The sequence below is a fragment of the Bacteroidales bacterium genome (assembly GCA_018334875.1).
Classification (GTDB): Bacteria; Bacteroidota; Bacteroidia; order Bacteroidales; family UBA12077; genus JAGXLC01.
Window position 1 is genome coordinate 1 of sequence record JAGXLC010000055.1, and the last position, 20,056, is coordinate 20,056.

Below are 20,056 nucleotides of genomic sequence, written 5' to 3' on the forward strand. Positions count from 1 at the left end.
AAACCGGTTTTTTAATGACAATCCGTTTATAGAAATCCAGGCCATCGACCCTTTGAAAAGTGAATACCATAAAAAAGTTCAAACATTAAATCATCTGAAGTTTGTGATCTCCATTATATATGATTAGTGTAATCAACTCGAATTGCATTTTTAGCTTTTCAGTGATCAGGAAGATTGGCTCACCTCATTATACAATTGGATCTTTCCGGTTATAAAGTATCCCGAACCGCTTTCACTTCATCAATGGTAATGGCGGTAGTATCATTTTCAAAATTCTGACGCATATAAGTCAACACACTGGCTACTTCCTCATCCGAAAGGTTTTTGAACGGAGGCATAACGCCATTATATGACATGCCGCGGACTTCGATTCTGCCGGTCTGACCTTCCAGAATAATTTTTATCAGCCTTTCCTTGTCCCCTTTCACCCGGGGATTGTCAATAACCGGGGGATACATGGAAGGGACACCTGAACCGTCTTTCTGGTGACAGGTAAGACAATCTTTGTCGTATACCCGCTCGCCAAGGCTGTCATTTGTAAATACATCCGGGATCATTCCCACATTATTCCGTATATAACTGCTTTTAACATTCAGCGCCAATCCACCAACCATGACTATGAGTATTGACAAGATAAATATATTTCTCATTCTATTCATGTTTCCTGAGATTCAATAACGGATAACAAAAATAAACCAATAAAGAAAATTATTCACCTGTATACACGATTTTCCATACTTTACCTGAAACCGAGTCGGAGACATACAGTGCACCATCCGGGCCAACAGCCAAACCTGTTGGTCTATGGTCGGCATCCCCGGGGCTCTCGATTGGATCCACGCCTGCAAAGCCATCAGCAAAAACTTCCCAGTCGCCTGAAGGTTTCTCGCTGTCAAAGGGGACAAACACTACATTATAACCTTCCTGTTCCTCGGGTGCCCGGTTCCAGGAACCGTGAAAAGCTATAAAAGCGCCGTTTTTGTACTTTGCGGGGAACTGATCACCTGTATAAAAAAGCAGGTCATTGGGTGCATAGTGACCGGGGAATCCCATAATGGGATCATCCATCTCTGCACAACGTCCCACTTTTTGCCTGTCTCCTCCGTATTCCGGTGCAAGGAGTTTTTTCTCCTTCATTTGATTGTAATAGCAGTAGGGCCAGCCAAAGTTTGATCCGTCTTCCACAAGCAGGAATTCTTCAGCAGGTAAGTTGGCGTTGTCTTCGGTACTATACATATCGGGGAAAAACTGGTTCAACTGATCCCTGCCGTGTTGGACGGCATACAGTTTACCTGCTGCCGGACTCCACCTGAGTGCCACGGCATGTCTGATACCGGTGGCGTAATGATATCCGTCTTCAACCTGTCTTTGCCCGGGGTTACCATCATCAAATCTCCATATTCCTCCATGTCGCTCCAATTGCGGACAGGGGTCCTGACCTGGAGAACCCTTGGTACGGGTTTGTTCCATACAAGCATTGGAGGGGCCACCTACTGTTACATACATGTTACCGTTTCCGTCAAAGGTGAACGGCTTAGCCGCATGCTGATTTTGCTCCGGAAACCCTTCCACGACTATTTCGGGATCCGTTTCCGGCAACAACTGATCTCCCTGAAGCTTAAAACGCTGCACCGTAGTTGTAGTACTGGTGTACAGATAGCCATTTTGTATGCCTATACCTGTGCCGGGAAGATCGGCAAAATACCTGATCACATCAGCTGTGCCGTCACCATCGGTATCCCTCATGGCTACCGTAGAACCTTTATCGTGGCTGGAACGAAGCTGCAGATAGACATCGCCGTTATCTCTAACTGTCAGATGCCTTCCTGTACCCAAGCCTTCTGCCACAACCACTGCTTTAAAACCAGGAGGCAGATCCAGTTCACCACTTTCTACATTGGATTCGGAATTTTTATCATCTCCTTCATTAAATGCCTGAGAACAACCAGCTAAAGTGATCAAAAACAACAGGACAATTGGTAAGATTCTAAGTTTCTTCATAACGATTGGATTTTATTGATGCTACAATAAATATGGAAATTTGCTGAACGCCATTCCAATATTGGGTAAGTTTCATTATATGTTTACAAGTCAGCAGACTTATTGTTTAAATTCAGGGTATAAAAAAAATTGATCATTTAATTGTTTCAACCTAACCCAGATAAACTAAAAATTCTAAATTCCCCGCCTGTCTGCGGGCAAGTAAATCCTAAATCCTAAATTCTAAATCCTAAATTCTAAACAAATTCCAATATTTTAATAATCAAAACAGGAAACCTATTTGTTCGTCTTTAATTTTCACTAACTTCGCGCAATCATGAAATAGAAGAAATCGATTGGTATCCAAATAAATAAAAAAATTTATGGCAGAAGATAAGCAGGTAATTTTTTCAATGGTGAATGTCAACAAGCAGACACCAAAAGGAAAGCCAATATTAAACAACATCTATCTTTCATTTTTTTACGGAGCGAAAATTGGCATTCTGGGGTTGAATGGTGCCGGTAAATCCACTGTGCTGAGGATAATTGCGGGTCTCGACCAGGAATATGAAGGCGAAGTGGCTTTCTCGCCGGGATATTCGGTGGGATATTTGCCCCAGGAACCTAAACTGGACGAAAACAAGACCGTTGAGGAGGTAGTGAAAGAAGGCGTAAAGGAATCTGCTGACCTGCTAAAGGAATACGAGGAGCTCAGCAATCAGTTCATGGACGAGGAAGTGATGAATGATCCTGATAAAATGAACAAGCTCATAGAAAAGCAGAGCCAGGTTCAGGAACAGATTGAACAGAGGGATGCCTGGGATTTGGATTCCAAACTTGCGCTGGCCATGGATGCGCTTCGAACGCCTGAAGGAAACACTCCCATATCTGTGATTTCAGGAGGTGAAAAACGACGTGTAGCTCTGTGCAGGCTGCTTCTCCAGGAACCGGATATACTGCTCCTTGATGAGCCCACCAACCATCTGGATGCAGAATCGGTGCACTGGCTGGAACAGCATCTTCAACAGTATAAGGGAACCGTCATAGCGGTTACACACGACCGCTATTTTCTTGATAATGTAGCCGGCTGGATCCTTGAGCTCGACAGAGGAGAAGGCATTCCTTTCCGCGGAAATTACACAGAATGGCTGGAACAAAAGATAAACCGGCTGGCCGAGGAAGAGAAACAGGAAAGCAAACGGCAGAAGGCCCTGCAACGTGAGTTGGAATGGAGCAAGAAAGGTCCGAAAGGCCGGCAAAGCAAGGGCAAAGCCCGGCTGAACAACTACGAAAACCTGCTCAACGAAGACATCAGGCAAAAGGAAGAAAAAGTGGAAATTCCCATCCCCAATGGTCCGCGCCTGGGTAAAGAAGTGATTGAAGCGATCGATGTTTCAAAAGGCTACGAAGGAAAATTGCTGTTTGAAAACATGAATTTCAACCTTCCACAGGCAGGTGTAGTAGGAGTTATAGGGCCCAACGGTGCCGGCAAAACCACCCTGTTCAGAATGATCCTCGGAGAAGAACAACCCGACTCCGGTGAGCTGATCATTGGAGACACGGTTAAATTGGGATATGTAGACCAGGAACATGCCGATATCGATCCGGAAAAAACCGTATATGAAGTAGTAAGCGGAGGTGAGGATACCATTGAAATGGGCGGAAAATCAATCAATGCAAGGGCTTATGTGAGCCGTTTCAACTTTACCGGACCCGACCAGCAGAAAAAAGTGGGCGTGCTCTCCGGCGGGGAGAGAAACCGGCTGCATCTGGCCATGACACTAAAAACCGAGGCCAATGTAATGCTTCTGGACGAGCCCACCAATGATCTTGATGTAAATACTTTGCGTGCTCTGGAAGAAGGAATTGAAAACTTTGCCGGATGCGCCATTGTGATATCCCATGACCGCTGGTTCCTTGACAGGATATGCACCCATATTCTGGCTTTTGAGGGGAACTCCTCTGTTCGTTTTTTTGAGGGATCCTTTAGTGAATATGAGGAAAACCTGAGAAAACGGGTAGGTGGAGAAATTATACCTAAGCGGATCAAATATAAAAAACTTACGAGATAGGCTAACCCAAATCAATCAAAATAAAAGAATATTTCTTATCTATGTGTTAGCCTATGTGCACTATGTGGTTCAAAAATATTAACCAAATAACTTTTATGACCGGCCCAAAGAAAGGCCTACCAAATTTTAGAATTTAACCTGCAGCAAAACTTTGCTAAAAAAACAAAATTTTTAAAAGTGATAGCATAAACAAACAGCCTATCCTGCTGATTAAGCGGGAAGTGAAGTTTGTTCGCCGTTATTCGCAAGCCATTATTTTCTCAGTACAAAAATAACGTGGGAGGACTGGTTGAAACGTTGTGGCACAAAGCCCTCTACTTTGATTTCATCTATGGTAAAGCCTTTGTCTTCAAAGAGCACCCTCCACCCGTCCAGTGTCTGGAAGTTGCATGGGAAAGGCATATCAGACACCCCTACTACAATTGAATTGGACAAAAAGTCGATTAGGGTGATAATGTCCCGCTGAGTCTGCATGTCGAATTGCAGAAACCTGTCAAAAATTGGCTGCCGGGTTCTTCTCTGATCGATCTGATCTTTGATGGTTTGATCAGAATTGATCTCCTCTTCAGGTAAAATCACATCCTCTTCCACAACCAGCCTGCCATCCGGCTTTATGGCGGTCTTAAGATTATGCAGAAAATATTCAAGTTCCCCCTTTTGGTTGTCAATATGATGTAATACAGCCAGGCAGGTTACCGTATCATAGGCTTTACTGCTTGTAGCGCCGGGCCGGGTCAAATCCAGCATCTGAAAATCAATGATGTCTTTAACAGAATCGCTCCGCCAGTCCAATGCTATTGTGATCTTATTTCTCCGGAATGCTTTTCAGGGTTTCTACCAGAAAATCCCAGAATTTCTTCACAGTCTCTATATTGACTTTCTCTCCCGGAGAATGTGGATAACTAATGGTCGGGCCAAATGATATCATATCCAGGTGGGGATAGGCCTGGCTGATGATCCCGGTCTCCAGTCCTGCATGGATGGCCTTCACTTCAGGTACTTTTCCAAATTTCTTATTATAGACTTCCTGCATAGTCTTCAGAATGGGTGAGTCGGGATTGGGTTTCCATCCGGGATATTCCCCTTCATGTAATACTTCAGCACCCCCAAGTTCAAAAACACTCCGTATCATATTCCCCAGATCTTCTTTGGCAGAATCAACGGAACTTCTCTGAAGGGTCTGAACAGAAACCACATGTTCTTCTGATTTAACTACCGCCAGATTGGTGGAGGTTTCCACCAGACCTTCCATATCATCACTCATTCTTATAACCCCGTGGGGGCAGCCATACAGAGCCCTTACCATATTATCCTGAGTTTTCTTATCAAGAACAAAATCAGGAGTATCCGTTTGATTGACCTCTATTTTAAGATCAGTATCCACGCGGGATAACTCATTTTTCACAGACTCAGTAACATCATTCACATACTCTTTAAACTCGCCGAACTGATTATTGGGAACAACCACCACCGCATATCCTTCTCTGGGAATGGCATTCCTCAAACTGCCCGATTCTATGCCGGCAATACGGACATCCAGTTTTTCTGTAGCATACCAAAGGATCCGATTAAGGACCTTATTGGCATTGCCACGCTGCAACTGAATGTCAAGTCCGGAATGTCCTCCTTTTAAACCTTTCACTGTAAGTTTATAGGCATTTGTATCCCGGGGCAAAGTTTCTTTCTTAAAATGGAACCGGGCATTGGTCTCCAATCCTCCGGCACAACCGATATAAAGTTCTCCTTCATCTTCCGAATCCATATTGATTAAAATCTCCGCGTCCAGCAAACCGGGTTTCAGGGAGCTTGCCCCGGTCATTCCGGTTTCTTCATCCACGGTAAACAGGGCTTCTATCGGACCATGCTCCAGATCATCCGATTGCAAAACCGTCAAGGCAGCAGCTACACCGATTCCATTATCGGCCCCCAGTGTGGTTCCGTCAGCAGTAACCCACTCCCCGTCAACATAAGCTTCAATGGGTTGATTCTCGAAATCAAAGTCTTTATCACTCTGAGGCACCATGTCCAAATGACCCTGGAGAACTACCGGCTTTTTATTTTCATATCCCTTAGTAGCCGGCTTTTTGATAATGATATTCCCTACCTCATCCTTAATGGTTTCGAGACCCAGATCTTTTCCAAACTTTTCGATGAATTTCACCACACTGGCTTCTTTCTTTGAGGGCCTGGGAATTTGGGTCAGTTTATAGAAGTTTTCCCATAGGGGTTTGGGATCTAAGTTTGTAATGTCGCTCATATTGTGTCCTCCGATATTTTATGAATTTGTATTTTCTGTTTCCAGTTCCTTAAAAGTGATATAACGTTGTTCATAAAGTTGTGAAAGAAACTTGCTTACCCTGTCCTCTACTTCATGGTGTGGTTTGACCTTATCTCCAAGCTTTTCTTTCAGGTTATCACAAATCTGCCGAACATTCTTTTCACCATCTATTTCCAGCCAGGTTGTAGAACCCAGTTCATCCAGATATATGGTAAAATGCTCCTTTCTGCGCGGGGGAATAAAAACATTACGCATCCACTGTTTTCGGAACTTGGGTACTATCAGACAAACATTCCCGTCTTTGGTAAATTCATGTTCATGCCGGCGCACAGGATGCAATTCCAGGGTGTTGGTATTTTTCAGGATCTTCCTGCGCTGAAAGAAATTCAATCCCATATTACTGATTTGCTTTTCATTTCAAAATTAAAAAAATTCTTCCGTTTGCTTTCTAAACCATCACGTTCTTACAATAATGCTGCACGTAGAGATCCGTCCCCTGACATATGCATTGTGTAAAAGGAGCCGCCCGGATATCCGGGCGGCTCCATGGGTTATTTTAATTCAGTCTTTATCCCTCTGGAGATTCGGGAACATCAGCTTCCGTGGATCTTCTCATCGGTATTCTTACAAGGATAAGACCCAGAACCACAAAGATAGCTATGCTGGTAAGAAATGAAGGATGGGCAAAACGCCAGATTTCGATCTGACCAAACGCCAGACCGGCAAAAAGCAGACCAATCAGGGCTTCACCGGCGATTAAACCGGAAGCAAGGAGAAGACCGATGTTATTGGCCTTATTTTTCCTTTTTTCATCAAATCCTCGTTTTCTCTGATAATTTTGCAGGATACCCTTGATCATTCCTCCAATAAATATGGCAAAAGTAGTTTCCAAAGGCAGGTACATACCAACAGCAACGATCATAGGGCTTTGTACCCGCATCAGTATGAAACCTATACCCATCAGGATACCAACCACAATCAGGGCCCAGGCCATCTGGCCGGCAATGATTCCTTTGGAAAGTACTGCCATCAGGCTGGCCTGTGGAGCAGGAAGCTCCTGGCTGCCAAAGCCACCTTCATAGCCAAGTTGCTTACCGGTTTCAATATCTCCGGCATGCAGAATGAACAAAGGAATGAACATCACTGCGGCAGAAGCCACCAGACCGATCAGGTCACCGATCTGCATCCGCCAGGGTGTGCCCCCCAGCACATGGCCGGCCTTGAGGTCCTGTAACATCTCCCCTGCCACAGCAGCGGATACACAGATAATGGCAGCCACGGCCAGAACGGTAGCTACACCGCTTTCTCCCCGGGCGCCCAGGATCAGCATCAACAGCGCGGTGACTACAACAGTGGAGATGGTCAAACCGCTGATTGGGTTTGAACTGGAACCAATGATACCAACAAGATAACCGGATACGGCGGCAAAGAAAAATCCGAATACGATCATAACTACCGTAGCGATAATAGCAGAAGTATAATCGGCATAAAACACAAATTTGGTGATCAGGAAAGTAGCCACGGCTGCCGCAATGATTCCTGCCATGATCCAACCGAAATTAAGGTCTTTTTCAACCCTTTCGGTAGTTGAAACGCCTCTGGCCGTTTCTTTCAGATCCTGAATGGAACGTTTGATACCACTTGCCAGGCTCTTACGCATACCATAAAGGGTATAAAAGGTTCCCACCAACATTCCTCCAATGGCAATGGGCCGGACAATGGCTTTCCAGGTCTCGTTAACCCGGAATATCGGATCCTTAACCTGGGTCATGGCTTCATTCATATTGGCCGCAAGATTCTGATCCACCAGATATTGAGCCCATGCCTGCATATCAATATGGGGGCCTATAAAATAGAATATTATGGGTGTTAAAAGGCCCCAGGCAATGACTCCGCCGCTAAAGTTCAGGGAAGCCAGACGGGGGCCGATAATATAACCTACACCGATATAGGCGGGGCGTAGTCCGGGTGTGCCAAGGAGGATTCCACCCTTGGCCTTAATGGCCTCTCCTGCACCTGTGATAAATTGGGTTTTAAACTGAACGAATTTTTCCCACACAGGCATAAACAAACGGAATTCACCAAGAGCTTTGATTAATCCACCCAATCCCATTGCCCAGAAAAGATATTTTGATCCGGCACCGGTTTGCCCGGTCTTATGAATCTCAGCAGCAGCAATGGATTCTGGGAAAGGTAATGTGGCGTCATTTGCCATTACCCGGCGAATCAAAGCGATAAATAAGATCCCCAGCATACCACCGGTTACCATGATCAGTGCAGAAATGATATAATGCCCGGCAGTATAGAATTCAGGCCATATACCACTAATGTAAAAAGCCGGCAACGTGAAAATTGCGCCGGCAGCTACAGATTCTCCTACAGAACCGATACTCCTCGTAAAGTTCTCCTCAAGGATGGTTCCTTTCAGGGCCCGAAGAATGGCCATACCAATGACGGCCGCCGGATAGGTGGCCGCTATGGTCATACCGGCTTTCAGACCCAGGTAGGCATTTGCCGCACCCAGCACAATAGATAAAAACACACCAATAATTACTCCCCGCAGCGTCATTTCAGTCATACGGGTTTCTGACGAGATGAAAGGCTTGTAGTTAAGTTGTTGGTTTGCCATATTCCATATTGTTTGATATTAAACATTTTGAAAAAGAGGGTAAATGTAACAAAAAAATCGGGCAAGGCATGCGTCTTTGAAAAGATAGATTTTAACAGGGCATTGGTTAACAAAAAAATTCATTGAAAATTATTGAATTATACTATAGAAGGGTTTTATAAAACATATTAAAAACAAAAAGGATGCGTGTTAGTATAACTTTAAGATCTCTTTATCGTAAATTCGGTCATGAAAACAAAAATTACAGCCATGAAATTCTCACTAATAACTGCCCTATTATTCATCTTCACATTCAGCGGATTTACTCAGCAAGACACGAAAGTAAACTGGTACAGCTTTGAAGAGGCAGTGAAGCTCAATAAAGAAAATCCCAAAAAAGTACTGATCGACGTGTACACCGATTGGTGCGGATGGTGCAAGAAGATGAAAAAACAAACGTTCAATAATCCTGAGATTGCACAGTATATCAATGAAAATTATTATCCCGTACGATTCAATGCAGAAACCAATAAAAAAGTGCAGTTCAAAGGGCGCATCTTTGCCAAAAAGGAAGAAGGAGACCGAAAACCTCATGATCTGGCTATTGCCTTGTTGAACGGAAAAATGTCATATCCTTCCGTGGCATACCTGGATGGCAATAATCAGCTTATCACAGCAGTGCCGGGATTTTACGGGCCTAAAGAATATGAACCCATTCTAAAATATTTTGCCCAGGATATTTATAAAAACAAATCCTATAAAGACTACAAGAAACAATTTGAAAATACCTTGGTTGAATGATTATTGACCAGGGTTATTGCTGTTTCAATCTTCTGTCATACTTTCGGGGAAAAATTCCATAATCTGGGAATCTATCAGGAATTGATAGGGAATCTGAAGAACCGGTCCAAACTGACTAAGCTCCAGATATTTTTTTGTCATTAAATTATCCCCGTATTTCAACCTCAACAGGGTGTTTACAGGAATCCGATAATGGAATTGGGGTTTGTCCGAAGCAGCAAATTTATTGCGCATCAATTCACTGATTCTTCTTGTGTTGTCCAAAAGCTCCAACTCTATCCATATTGGGACTCCTTCATCCTGTGACGGTTTTAAAATACCCTTTTCCTGAGAAAACCGGAAAAGCATTTCCGGCTCCTCCCGATTCAGGGTATCGGGTGTCCATTTTAGCGTAAACTGAACTGTATCTGTAATTTGCTTACCCGTGAAGAGGGAGAGGTAATTCTCCTCAATCCTGTTCATCTCATTTACAGCCGTCTCCAGGGCTTCCCCTTCGGGATAATAATCCCCCATACCAGATACCAGCTCAAAACGCTTTTCCCTGATCATAAAGATAAAATTGGCTGCTTCCCGGGCTTTTGCAGGCTTGTCCTTTTGTACCACCTCGGTTTTCTCTACAGGAACCCGGGCAAATAAAGAATCCTTCCACACTTTTTCGTATACGGTTTTGGTTTCCTCGCCAACAAATTTCCTAACACTCAAATCTTTAAAATGAATTGCACTGCCATAATCCTTTTTGCTGTAGAAATCAGAACGATCTGGTTCTTTTCTGTCAGCCATATCAAAAGGAATGATCCACCCTTCACCGATAAATTTTGACCAGTCGATCTTAAATCTGCCTTCGGGCTGAATGGCATACAAGTGGTCATAATCCATTACACTGGATTCTTCGATATCAATATCACCAATATTCCATTGTACTTTTCTGTTATGAGGTATATTGGACAAACCCAGCAGTTTCTCCCCATATTCATGATACGGTCCGGGGATAACCTCTTTCCGTTGCATCCTGACCCGAAAAGTCAGTTGGGTTTTTGGCAAACCATATACCAATCCGTTCCTGATCTTCCGGGAATCGGCAGTATCCACTTTGTAAGTACGCGTGGTTGCCTCCTGAGCGGTTTTACAACTTACTCCGGCAACCAACAATATTGCTGCACCAAATACAATATGAATTAATAATCTATTTTTCATTTTCTTTCAGATATTTTAAAGCATTACTTATTGAATTGATCATATCGGAAGCTATAAGAGACTCTTCGCCGGTTAATTCCACAGCAAGATCTCCCGCCAGTCCATGAAGATACACCCCGATAACTGAAGCCAGACCCGGCTCATATCCCTGACCCAGCAAAGAAGTAATCATGCCGGTAAGGACATCTCCGCTTCCGCCTGTAGCCATTCCCGGGTTACCGGTGACATTAAAAAACAAGTTTCCTTCCGGTGTGGCTATCGTTGTATTGCCTCCCTTCAGCACAAGATAGACATCATATTTCCCGGCAAATTCCCGCTGCAGTTGAATACGGCTGTATTGATTGTCCACCGGTTCCGTGAGGCGCTCAAATTCCTTCGGATGGGGTGTCAGGATGCTTTTGGCCGGCAAATTTCGAAGCCATTCCTTGTTGAGAGAAAGGATATTCAAAGCATCTGCATCTAAAACAAGGGGTTTGTAGCTCTTTTCAATTAGCTTCCGAAGTCCCTCCCGGGGATTACTGTGAGTGCCAAGTCCCGGGCCGGTACCAATATTGGTGAAACCGTCAAGTTCCGGAGGCTCGGAAAAATCGGTATCTGAAACATCCAGACTGATCATAGCTTCTGGCAGTGCTGTTTGCATAATTTGGTATCCCACTTTGGGGATATGGGTGGTCACCAAACCTGCTCCCGTTTTCAGTGCAGCTTTTGACGCCAGAACAGCAGCGCCCATCTTTCCATACCCGCCGGTTATCATCAGAATATGACCAAACCGACCCTTATGGTCGAATCGCTTTCGTTTTTTGAGATGTTTTTTAACATATTCTTTTGTAACCAGATAATATGGAGATTCAATTTCTTCAATTTTCTCTGAATCCAGCCCAATAGGGAGTATATACCATTTTCCCACCAGATCTTCATGTTCGGGAAAGAAAAATGAAATGGAGGGGAACTGAAAAGTAAGGGTATAATCGGCTCTAAAGACAGCATCATAATTGTTGCCCGAATTGTCTTCGCCAAAAAGCCCGGAGGGAATATCAATGGCAATGCGGGTAGCATCGCATTGGTTCAGGTATTTTACTATTTCGGCAGGAAATCCTTCAAGTGGCCGGTTCAGACCCGAGCCAAAAAGTCCATCCAGAATGACCGCTCCCGGTCTGACTTTTGGCAACTGATCCTTTTGTTCTAAAGTATATATATTGGCTTTATTCTGTTTTTTCAGCCTTTCAAGATTTGTAGCGGCATCAGGTGAGAGTTTGTCCGAAATTTTTACCAGATAAAGATTGACCGGGTAATTTTTATCTGCCAACTGGCGGCCTATGGCCAATCCATCTCCTCCGTTGTTACCCGGACCCACAAAAATATTTATTTCGGTGCCCTGCGAAAATTTCCGGCTTATCCATCCGGATATCTTACCTGCAGCCCGCTCCATTAAATTTATAGAATGAATGGGTTCATTTTCAATGGTATATTTATCTACTTCTTTGACCTGTGCCGATTGAAGAATTTTCATGACATAATGAAATATCTGTTTTACCGCAAAAATAAAATAAAATTAACAGGAAAATATAACCTCACTACAAGTTGATATAAGTATGCGTACGGTGCAAAAATTAAGATTAGGGCAATTCAAGCCCTTAGCGGCTCTTATAGTTTTCTGTTAAAAAAAACAAAGCCCATTTAATGCATTCGGCTATAATAGCCACTTAGCTTTTTTTTTAGACTCGCTCAAAAAACAAAATGAAAATACCATATTTAAAGAATTATCAAAAATCAAACCAAAAAGGTATTGGTTTTTCCGGTTCTAATTGGTAATTGGTGACAAAAAAAAGATTTATATATTTGTTTCATCGTATGATTCAGACAAAGGTATATTTTTAAATTTAAAATCAATGCATTATGCTTAAAGGCCATCCGAAAGGACTAATAGTAGCTTTTTTTACTAATATGGGTGAGCGATTCAGCTATTACACCATGTTATCAGTTTTTGTATTGTTTCTTCAGGCAAGGTTTAACCTTAGTGCAGGTGAAGCAGGAGATTATTACGGCGGTTTTCTGTTTGGAATCTATTTCTTACCTATTGTGGGTGGTATTATTGCAGACCGCTGGGGATACGGACGTACAATCTTGTGGGGAATCATAATTGCCTTTATAGGAAGTATACTCATAGCTGTTCCCGGCTTTTTTGAACAGGGATATTTTTCAATGCAATTTGAGCTAATGATCATCATTATATCTCTGATTATCATGGCGGCGGGAACCGGATTGTTTAAAGGAAATCTTCAGGCATTGGTAGGTAAGATGTATGATTTTCCCGAATATGCTCCAAAACGGGATAATGCTTTCAACATCTTTTACATGGGCATTAACATCGGAGCTTTTTTCGCACCTTTTGCAGCAACAGGCGCTATCAATAGTATACTGGGGAAAAAAAGCTTTGAGTATGAAAGCAGCATGCCCCATTTATCTATTCTTAATGAAAAGGCCCATCCGTTTCTGGATAAAATGATAGGTACCCTTCAGGGAAATTTCAGCGGTACAATGCATTATACTGAAAAAATTCAGTCGATTCAACAACAAATGGGCTTCAGCGGTTCAATCAGTGAGTTTACCAGTACCTACAACTCTTCGTTATCTATTGGATATAGCACTGCATTCGCTGTTGCAGCGGCCGCTATGATCATATCTCTTGTTGTATTTGTGGTGTACAAAAAATATTATCAGTATGCAGATTATACAGAAAAACAAGCAAAAGAAAAAGCAGCGAAAGAAGGAAAAGAATATTCAACTGTTACTATGTCCAAAGAAGAAGAAAGGAAAAGAATAGTTGCGCTTGGCCTTGTTTTTCTGACGGTTGCTTTTTTCTGGATGGCATTTCATCAAAACGGATTTACTTTAACCATATTTGCGCGTGACTACACAGAAAGCCAGGTTAGCCCATTTAATTACTTATTCTTTGATTTACGAACCCTGCTGCCTATATTGGCTGCCATTGTCGGACTGATCTATTTGGTCCGCAAAAAAGTTCGTCAAAAAACAAGGGCAATAGGTGGAGCCTTTTTGGTTGGAGGAACAGCTATAGCTTATTACTTTTATACACGTTTTGATCCGAACCCGATCATCGAGCCCCAGCTATTTCAATCATTTAATCCATTATTCATTGTATTCCTTACTCCTGTAATAGTTGGATTTTTTAACTGGTTACGTAACAGAGGGCAGGAACCTTCTTCCCCAAAGAAAATGGGAATCGGAATGTTCATCACAGCTTTATCTTTTGTGATAATGCTGATTGGAGCCCTTCACCTGCAAAACGTAACCGGTCTGAGTCCATACTGGTTGATTGGAACCTACTTCATAATCACTATTGCTGAATTATTCATCAGCCCCATTGGTATATCCTTTGTAGCTAAGGTAGCGCCACCACGGTTCAGCGGACTGGCCCAGGGTGGCTGGCTTGGGGCTACTGCCATTGGAAATCTGGCCGCAGGTCTTATTGGAAGGCTGTGGGATATTGTAGAGATTTGGCAGTTTTTCTTATTGGTGATTATCCTCACATTGATATCCGGAGTATTTATTTTCTCAATAATGAAAATATTGAGGAATGCAACACAATCATCAGACAAATAAATGCAGAAATATAAAAACCATCATATTATGAAAACCCGTTTAACAATAATGACAGGCATTCTTCTGAGCTTGTTCCTCTTTTCAGGGTGTCAGTCCGAATCAACCCCGGAAGACCTTCAGGAAGATGTTAAAGAGATAAAACGTCTTGAAAAACAATCAGAAAACATTGAAAATAAAGAGGATGCATTTGAGTTGATGAGAAGCCTGAACCAGAGTATGAAAAGTATTCGCGACAAAATCCTCGAGATGGATATAAAATATCGCACAGCCTCTGAAAGTGAAAAAAAGGAGATGGAAAGGAAATTTGAACAATCCAACGCTGAAATAGACGAATCGTTAAAAGTCATCAGTGAAAATATAGAGCCATACAAAGAGGATGAAAAGGTGTCCAAAATGCTTGATATACTGAACGAGATTATGATCTCGAAATAAATAACGCATGATACGAGGCAAAAATTCCCCCGCTCCAGCTATGTCTGGCGCGGGAATTTTTGTTTTGTAGCGAATGATTATTGGATTTGATGACAATAACTTGTCATTGATGGTCATTAAGTGGTCATTGGTTGTATTCGCAGAAATTGCTGCTAAAGACAAGAACGCAAAATAAGTTTTTTTGTAAGCGGCTGGCCATAATATGGGTTTGCCTTAAATGGCTCATATTATTCTTACCGCAGCTTTAGCTGCAATCAAATTTCTCATAACCTGTATGATATCGTTCTCAAAGTTAAGCAATTTAACTCTTTTAGAAGTGATAGCATACAAAAATATAATCGCGTAGCGACGGCATGTCCACTTCTGAATTGGCTACAAACGCCAAATCCATCTCAACCCCATATACCACCTGTATTCTCAGTGAAACCGCCTTTGCCTTTATTTCGTTTGGATTTGGTCTGAACGCCCATCCGCTTATTCTGTTTGGCCCAGAATCCCTTGATCATTAAGGGGCCTAAAAAAGGAAGGAACCAGATCATTTTTCTGTGGATTTTTCGCCGCCCCTCATCCAAATACCGGGCCTGACTGATCCTTTTGGAGACATAAAGGGTAAAAAAAACATATGCAGCGATGATGAGCAGTATGATAATCGTTGTGGTTGTCATTTGGATTTCATTTTTATCGTTGGCTACAATATTAATTTGATTCAGCCGGATTACCAAATTGTTTTTGCTTCGCTATTTTACTTCAGCAACGGGTTATCCGCTTCCTGATAATTGGAGAAATACAGAATATTCGTTAAATTTGATCCTGGCCATGTGACAAATGATGAAAATAAGCTTATGCAATGAACAGAAGAATAAATTAAGGAAATAGCTGAAGGGCTTTATTTAAGAAGATATAACAGATTTTTTTAATTTCACATCAATGAAGAATAAAAGTTTCTAAAGCCAGTACATATAAGTTCAAACGGATCATAGAAGAGCGGTTCACAAAAAATTTAATCATTATGTTGGAAACCCTTATTAAAGCAGCACGGGCTGCCGGTGAAATACAAAAGAAACATTACGGAACCAAAATAAACATTGAAAGCAAAGGAAAAAATGGAATAGTGACCCAGGCAGACAAGGAAGCAGAAGAGATAATACTGTCTGTCCTGAGCGAGAAATATAATTACGGGGTGGTTGCCGAAGAATCCGGTACAACTTATAATGAATCCGGATATTATTGGGTGATTGATCCCATAGACGGAACCACCAATTATTCCAGGCAAATTCCCTTTTTCTGTGTATCCATAGCCCTCTTCAAGCATGATCAGCCCGAAGCCGCTGTCATTTACCAGCCACTGAGCGACGAGCTGTTCTCTGCCCTTAAAAATCAGGGAGCTTATATGAACGACAAACAACTGCTCAGGGGCGAACCTGAAGAAACGGTACTTATAGACTGTAACAAGGGACGCGGAAAGAAAGCAAAGGAAAAATATCTGAAAGCCCTTGAACACATTCCCGATGAGTATACAGACACAGTGATCTTCGGTTCAAGTGCCCTGGAACTGGCCTATCTGGCTGCCGGCCGGGTGGATTGTTTCATCACTTACGGCGACGAACTGTATGATGTGGCAGCCGGAATATTGATAGCCAGGGAAACCGGCTGCCTGGTGAGCAACTGGAACGGAAACCCCTGGACTCCTGATGATCCCGACCTGGTTGTTGCCCCGCCCAAACTTCATAATGAATTGGTGGGATACCTCTCGGGCCTGTAAATGTCTCGGGGTTGTGCTGTCGTTCTTTCATGCCTCTGATTGACCCACGCCACGGCGTGGCTCTACAAATGTTCTTCATTCGTCATCCTGTTTTTGCTCACAACCCGCCATTCACTCCCATCGTACCGTTCCGGGTAGAGCGGTTCGTTACCTTCCCGCTCCCCACATATCCAAACGAGCGACTTTCTCCGGCAACTGCCGGATTCCTCTTAAAACAGATCCGCTTTCGCTTTCTGCAATTCTTTCGTTTACATTTTACATACATCTGGTGCATTAAATGTTTCCAAATTGCATGCCCGTTTTAAGGTATCTCCCTTCCCTACTTAGTGTCTCTAAGAAAACTGCCCTTTAGTAATTTTTTGTTTAGAATCATTCTAAATAACTATCAAAAAATTTGTCATCAAATGGCCGATAGCTTTCTTCTGCCTACTGTGCTTTGGTACGCTTACCAAGTTTGGGCATAATTACTTTGGCAATCTCCAACTCCAAAATAGGCTTATTGTCTTTATTCCAGAATCCCTTATCAAAACTCCATGAACTGATATTGTACCGGGATAACAATCTGTCCGCCACTTCTAAGGAAATATCCCGGTCCTGGGTCTCATGCATCAGCTTGTAATCAACAATTAGATCATACTGGTCGGTGGTAATTGCCAGTTTCTTTCCCAATTCAACTCTCTTTCTCATACTTGAATCTTTTGACAAGTGATGATTAAATTATGCGAATCTCAAAGGGCTAAACCATAAAAATCCCCATTTTTCGAGAGAACTACAACAAAATCACTAAAGATATTCAAACAAGTTATTAACAATATGATAATGATTTTCAATTGTTCAAATGATTCCTTAGAAGCACTATATAATTTCAACAATAAATATTATATTTGCCATCCTGTTGAACCAATACAAAAGAAATGAAGTCAGCGGTTAACATCAAGAAAGTATTGATAATGTGCGCTATAACGCTCCTCTCCTTTTCCGGATTTACACAGAATGTAGATGTGCTGCGCAATCTGGCAAGACAGGTTCAAGCCGGAGACATCAGCCGGCAGGAAGCCCTCCAAAAAGCCAGGGAGGCCGGAGTATCACAGGAACAATTTGAACAGGCCAGACAGCAATATTCCCGTACCGGCGAGATCGATATCAGCGATCTGGACCGATCCATGGCACCCTCGTTTGATGTAAGGGAAGATACGCTGCCACAGACCAGAAGAGATACCGGGGATACCTCAAGATTACGCAGAGTAGAAAGAGAAAGGGATACCGCGGATTACTATTTCGGATACGAAATGTTCGAAGGACCGGAGGATAAATTCAAAAGTGCCGACATTGGAGCCGTGGACCCGAATTACCAGATAGGGCCGGGCGATGAACTTGTGCTCTCCATCTGGGGGGCAACAGAAATGCGCTCCAAGATGCAAGTATCCCGCGACGGAACGGTATTTATCGAACGCTACGGCCAGATGAATGTGAGCGGCCTTACACTGGACCAACTGGAGAAAAAACTCATCAAAAACCTTTCCAGAATTTACAGCGGGTTAAGCCCCGATCAGGGCAACCCTACCACCCATCTGGACATATCCCTGGGTAAGCTGCGTTCCATTCAGATCTACGTGGCCGGGAAGGTAAAAAATCCGGGATCACGCTTTGTAAGCAATTATTCCACCGCCTTTACGGCACTGTATAACGCAGGAGGTCCCACCATACACGGAAGTATGCGAAAGGTACAGGTAATCAGGAATGGAGAAGTGATTTCCAGCCTCGATCTCTACGATTTCGTTACCAGTGGAAAAAAGCCGGATGACGTGCGCCTGCAGAACCAGGATGTGGTATACGTCCCGCCCCGGCTTAGCACCATTAAACTAAAAGGTGACGTCAAAGATACCGCCTTCTATGAACTGAAAAAAGAGGAGACGCTGCGCGATCTGCTTGAATTTTCCGGGGGCCTGCGCACCTCAGCCGATATCCAGAAAGTCCAGATTGAACGAATAAGCTCCTTTACGGACAGGGAACGTTCGGGTGAATATTATAAAGTGATGACCCCCGACCTGGGCACCTTTCAACAGGATACTTTTCAGGTTAATCCCATCCCCATCCACGACAAGGATGTGGTGACCATCTCCCCCATTACTGGTAAACGGATAAAAGATTCCATCCCTGGTGGGGTAAATTACGTTCAGGTAAGCGGACACGTTTACAAGCCGGGCCGGTACGTACTGGGAGAGGATATGAAACTGAAGGACTTGCTCACACGGGCCGGGGGATTGAAAGATTCGGTGTTCTGGGACCAAACCTACCAGCTTCGTGCCGACCTGATCCGTTATACAGGAAACGAAATGGACAGAAAAATCGTTCCTGTGCCTTTGAATAAACTTATTGAAGGAGATGCACCTCAGCACAACCACGCGCTGAAACACCGCGACAGTTTGATTGTTTACAGCGCCGATGTTGTTCATGAAGAAAAGGTAACCAGCATATACGGGGAAGTTGAAAACCCGGGAGACTACCAACTGGAAGAAAACATGAATGTGCACGATTTGCTGCTGCAAGCCGGGGGTTTTACCAAAAGGGCTTACAAGTATAACCTGGAGGTTTTCAGGCTCGTTGCTGATGAAGGCTCGGACCAGCTTACCAGTGTTCATAACGTGGAGATCTCGCCGGATATGTTAAAACAATTCGAAGCCGAAGAAGCTTTTGACCTGGAGGATTACGACATGGTAATCGTACGGAGGGATCCCGACCTCGAATATCACCGCGTTGTTAAAATAGCCGGGGAAGTTCAGTATCCGGGGAGGTATCCGATACTCAACAAAAATGAAACCCTGGGCACACTGATCGAACGGGCCGGAGGATTAACCAATGAGGCGTTTATCAGAGGGGCTGAATTCATCAGGAACGACTCTGCCAGAATTGTAGGGGATTTTGCAGAAGCCATGGAAAAAGAACAACAAAGCATTGTGTTGCAACAGGGTGACAGCATTACCATACCCCAACAACCCGGTACGGTAAGGATAAGAGGAGCCGTGAGAAACCCGGGGCATGTCCAGTATCGTCCCGGATGGCGCGCAGACCGTTACGTGGAGGCCGCTGGTGACTATACATTTGATGCAGCCAAAGCCAAAACCATTGTATATTACCCGGGAGGAAACGCCAGAAGAAAAAGATGGCTATGGAATCCACCGGTAGAAGAAGGTTCTGAGATCTTCGTTCCGGAAAAACCGCCGAGAGAACCACTCGACATAACAGAATTGCTAAGCCAGTGGGCATCCATTGCCACAAGCGTGGCCACGGTCATCTACATCCCC

Annotated in this window: 16 protein-coding genes; 6 read left to right on the forward strand and 10 right to left on the reverse strand. The window is 43.4% G+C overall.

What is annotated here, in order from left to right; all coding sequences use genetic code 11:
• Positions 1-209: 209 nt before the first annotated feature.
• The gene (locus KGY70_06800) at positions 210-659 is read right to left on the reverse strand and encodes a cytochrome c (protein MBS3774874.1); all 450 of its coding nucleotides are present in this window, start codon (positions 657-659) and stop codon (positions 210-212) included.
• 49 nt (positions 660-708) lie between these two features.
• The gene (locus tag KGY70_06805; GenBank protein MBS3774875.1) at positions 709-2,001 is read right to left on the reverse strand and encodes a PQQ-dependent sugar dehydrogenase; all 1,293 of its coding nucleotides are present in this window, start codon (positions 1,999-2,001) and stop codon (positions 709-711) included.
• A 362-nt stretch (positions 2,002-2,363) separates the two neighbouring features.
• Between KGY70_06805 and ettA the strand changes: the two genes are divergently transcribed.
• Positions 2,364-4,052: an energy-dependent translational throttle protein EttA gene (gene ettA, locus KGY70_06810; protein MBS3774876.1), complete on the forward strand. Its 1,689-nt coding sequence runs from the start codon at positions 2,364-2,366 to the stop codon at positions 4,050-4,052.
• Between the two features lie 252 nt (positions 4,053-4,304).
• Here ettA and KGY70_06815 read toward each other — a convergent pair whose 3' ends face one another.
• The 4 genes from KGY70_06815 to KGY70_06830 all read right to left on the reverse strand — a co-directional run bounded on the left by KGY70_06815 (position 4,305) and on the right by KGY70_06830 (position 8,959).
• A complete protein-coding gene (locus KGY70_06815; protein ID MBS3774877.1) occupies positions 4,305-4,844 on the reverse strand; it encodes a hypothetical protein in 540 nt (179 codons plus the stop codon).
• 13 nt (positions 4,845-4,857) lie between these two features.
• On the reverse strand, positions 4,858-6,309 hold the full coding sequence (locus tag KGY70_06820) for an aminoacyl-histidine dipeptidase (protein ID MBS3774878.1): 1,452 nt from the start codon (positions 6,307-6,309) through the stop codon (positions 4,858-4,860).
• An 18-nt stretch (positions 6,310-6,327) separates the two neighbouring features.
• Positions 6,328-6,726, reverse strand: coding sequence for a PqqD family protein (locus KGY70_06825; protein ID MBS3774879.1), 399 nt, complete (start codon positions 6,724-6,726; stop codon positions 6,328-6,330).
• Between the two features lie 172 nt (positions 6,727-6,898).
• On the reverse strand, positions 6,899-8,959 hold the full coding sequence (locus tag KGY70_06830; protein MBS3774880.1) for an oligopeptide transporter, OPT family: 2,061 nt from the start codon (positions 8,957-8,959) through the stop codon (positions 6,899-6,901).
• Between the two features lie 249 nt (positions 8,960-9,208).
• On the opposite strand from KGY70_06830, the gene KGY70_06835 reads away from it, so the two are divergent.
• A complete protein-coding gene (locus KGY70_06835) occupies positions 9,209-9,739 on the forward strand; it encodes a DUF255 domain-containing protein (protein MBS3774881.1) in 531 nt (176 codons plus the stop codon).
• 24 nt (positions 9,740-9,763) lie between these two features.
• On the opposite strand, the gene KGY70_06840 is transcribed toward KGY70_06835, so the two are convergent.
• Both KGY70_06840 and KGY70_06845 read right to left on the reverse strand, forming a co-directional pair.
• Entirely contained in the window at positions 9,764-10,933 is a 1,170-nt protein-coding gene (locus KGY70_06840; GenBank protein MBS3774882.1) for a DUF4831 family protein, read from the reverse strand.
• Positions 10,923-12,443 carry an NAD(P)H-hydrate dehydratase gene (locus tag KGY70_06845; GenBank protein MBS3774883.1) on the reverse strand — a complete coding sequence of 507 codons (1,521 nt, stop codon included), beginning with the start codon at positions 12,441-12,443 and terminating at the stop codon, positions 10,923-10,925. Before KGY70_06845 ends, KGY70_06840 begins: the two co-directional genes overlap by 11 nt.
• 386 nt (positions 12,444-12,829) lie before the next feature.
• On the opposite strand from KGY70_06845, the gene KGY70_06850 reads away from it, so the two are divergent.
• Together KGY70_06850 and KGY70_06855 are read left to right on the forward strand one after the other, a co-directional pair.
• Positions 12,830-14,557, forward strand: a complete 1,728-nt coding sequence (locus tag KGY70_06850; GenBank protein MBS3774884.1) for a peptide MFS transporter — start codon at positions 12,830-12,832, stop codon at positions 14,555-14,557.
• Between the two features lie 27 nt (positions 14,558-14,584).
• Complete coding sequence (locus KGY70_06855; GenBank protein ID MBS3774885.1) at positions 14,585-14,989, forward strand: hypothetical protein; 405 nt, start codon at positions 14,585-14,587, stop codon at positions 14,987-14,989.
• Positions 14,990-15,381: 392 nt separating this feature from the next.
• Here the strand turns inward: KGY70_06855 and KGY70_06860 are convergent, their stop codons facing one another.
• Complete coding sequence (locus KGY70_06860; GenBank protein ID MBS3774886.1) at positions 15,382-15,654, reverse strand: hypothetical protein; 273 nt, start codon at positions 15,652-15,654, stop codon at positions 15,382-15,384.
• A gap of 344 nt (positions 15,655-15,998) precedes the next feature.
• On the opposite strand from KGY70_06860, the gene KGY70_06865 reads away from it, so the two are divergent.
• Positions 15,999-16,751, forward strand: coding sequence for an inositol monophosphatase (locus tag KGY70_06865; protein MBS3774887.1), 753 nt, complete (start codon positions 15,999-16,001; stop codon positions 16,749-16,751).
• Positions 16,752-17,177: 426 nt separating this feature from the next.
• On the opposite strand, the gene KGY70_06870 is transcribed toward KGY70_06865, so the two are convergent.
• Complete coding sequence (locus tag KGY70_06870; GenBank protein ID MBS3774888.1) at positions 17,178-17,438, reverse strand: hypothetical protein; 261 nt, start codon at positions 17,436-17,438, stop codon at positions 17,178-17,180.
• A gap of 227 nt (positions 17,439-17,665) precedes the next feature.
• Between KGY70_06870 and KGY70_06875 the strand changes: the two genes are divergently transcribed.
• Positions 17,666-20,056 (forward strand): SLBB domain-containing protein (locus KGY70_06875; GenBank protein ID MBS3774889.1); only part of this gene is annotated, 2,391 nt, incomplete at its 3' end.

Coding starts and splice junctions, on each gene's coding strand:
- KGY70_06865 (MBS3774887.1), top strand. CDS start 15,999: ATGTTGGAAACCCTTATTAAAGCAGCACGGGCTGCCGGTGAAATACAA.
- KGY70_06830 (MBS3774880.1), bottom strand. CDS start 8,959: ATGGCAAACCAACAACTTAACTACAAGCCTTTCATCTCGTCAGAAACC.
- KGY70_06855 (MBS3774885.1), top strand. CDS start 14,585: ATGAAAACCCGTTTAACAATAATGACAGGCATTCTTCTGAGCTTGTTC.
- KGY70_06845 (MBS3774883.1), bottom strand. CDS start 12,443: ATGAAAATTCTTCAATCGGCACAGGTCAAAGAAGTAGATAAATATACC.
- KGY70_06825 (MBS3774879.1), bottom strand. CDS start 6,726: ATGGGATTGAATTTCTTTCAGCGCAGGAAGATCCTGAAAAATACCAAC.
- KGY70_06860 (MBS3774886.1), bottom strand. CDS start 15,654: ATGACAACCACAACGATTATCATACTGCTCATCATCGCTGCATATGTT.
- KGY70_06840 (MBS3774882.1), bottom strand. CDS start 10,933: ATGAAAAATAGATTATTAATTCATATTGTATTTGGTGCAGCAATATTG.
- KGY70_06820 (MBS3774878.1), bottom strand. CDS start 6,309: ATGAGCGACATTACAAACTTAGATCCCAAACCCCTATGGGAAAACTTC.
- KGY70_06805 (MBS3774875.1), bottom strand. CDS start 2,001: ATGAAGAAACTTAGAATCTTACCAATTGTCCTGTTGTTTTTGATCACT.
- KGY70_06800 (MBS3774874.1), bottom strand. CDS start 659: ATGAATAGAATGAGAAATATATTTATCTTGTCAATACTCATAGTCATG.
- KGY70_06835 (MBS3774881.1), top strand. CDS start 9,209: ATGAAATTCTCACTAATAACTGCCCTATTATTCATCTTCACATTCAGC.
- KGY70_06870 (MBS3774888.1), bottom strand. CDS start 17,438: ATGAGAAAGAGAGTTGAATTGGGAAAGAAACTGGCAATTACCACCGAC.
- KGY70_06850 (MBS3774884.1), top strand. CDS start 12,830: ATGCTTAAAGGCCATCCGAAAGGACTAATAGTAGCTTTTTTTACTAAT.
- ettA (MBS3774876.1), top strand. CDS start 2,364: ATGGCAGAAGATAAGCAGGTAATTTTTTCAATGGTGAATGTCAACAAG.